Genomic DNA, 885 nt, shown 5'->3' on the forward strand with positions numbered 1-885 from the left:
CCCCTCCCCGCAAGCGGGGAGGGGATTAAGGGGTGGGGTGCAGATATCGCGGAAATCACAACTAATCAACTCAAACTCATCAAACTGAATACCTACCTTTTTTGAGAATTTGGCGAAGGTGATTGTTATAAGCAAGGACTGCTAGACCAGTCTTGGGATCCTCGATTTGGTTGACACTTGTATTGCTCACCTACCCAGACAATCTCCCACTTATTTTGTTTCTGTTTTAATTCGATGCGCTGTCTTATTCCGCGAATTGAATCATCAGCTAATCCTACTATGGCATGCACAATTTCAGCTGTTTCTCTTGTAGGATATTCAACTACGATGTCTTCTGACCGTCTTCCCTCTTCGTCTTCCCGCTTGCTAAACAATTGTACAGCTACTGCTTTTGGAGTAGAGACTTTAATCCGGTTAGAAGAGATAAATTCTTGTACATTAATTACCCGAAAATTGGAACGTGGATCACTTGGTTGCAACGCTGCATTTAATTTAGACCAAGTTTTTTCGCCCACAATACCGTCAGCAACGAGTTGTTGTGATTTTTGAAAATTGATGACAGCCTCCTTAGTTTTTGCTCCAAAAATACCGTCAACAACACCTGAATAAAAATTGAGTTTTTTCAAACCTTCTTGTAGCTTAGTAACTTCTGCACCTTTTGAACCTTCCTTAAGTACAACGGAAATAGCGTTCATAATTTGTCCTTTCTCTAAACTCAACTACGTTTGTTGCTAATTGATCTTCATGTTTTGTGTGAAGATATACTTAAAATCACTTTTGAATCAGCCGATTCCGGACGCACAAATATAAAAATTTAAAACTTATTACATCCCCTACAACGCCAGGTGCTTCAAGTCGGGAAACCCGCCCAACGCACTGGCTCCC

General features: G+C 40.9%; 1 protein-coding gene. It reads right to left on the reverse strand.

Annotated features, from left to right (window positions below; genetic code table 11):
* Nucleotides 1-125: 125 nt before the first annotated feature.
* Nucleotides 126-695, reverse strand: a complete 570-nt coding sequence (locus DP116_RS28070; RefSeq protein ID WP_169158229.1) for a peptidoglycan-binding domain-containing protein — start codon at nt 693-695, stop codon at nt 126-128.
* Nucleotides 696-885 lie beyond the last annotated feature (190 nt).

The sequence above is a fragment of the Brasilonema bromeliae SPC951 genome, from assembly GCF_012912135.1.
GTDB lineage: Bacteria > Cyanobacteriota > Cyanobacteriia > Cyanobacteriales > Nostocaceae > Brasilonema > Brasilonema bromeliae.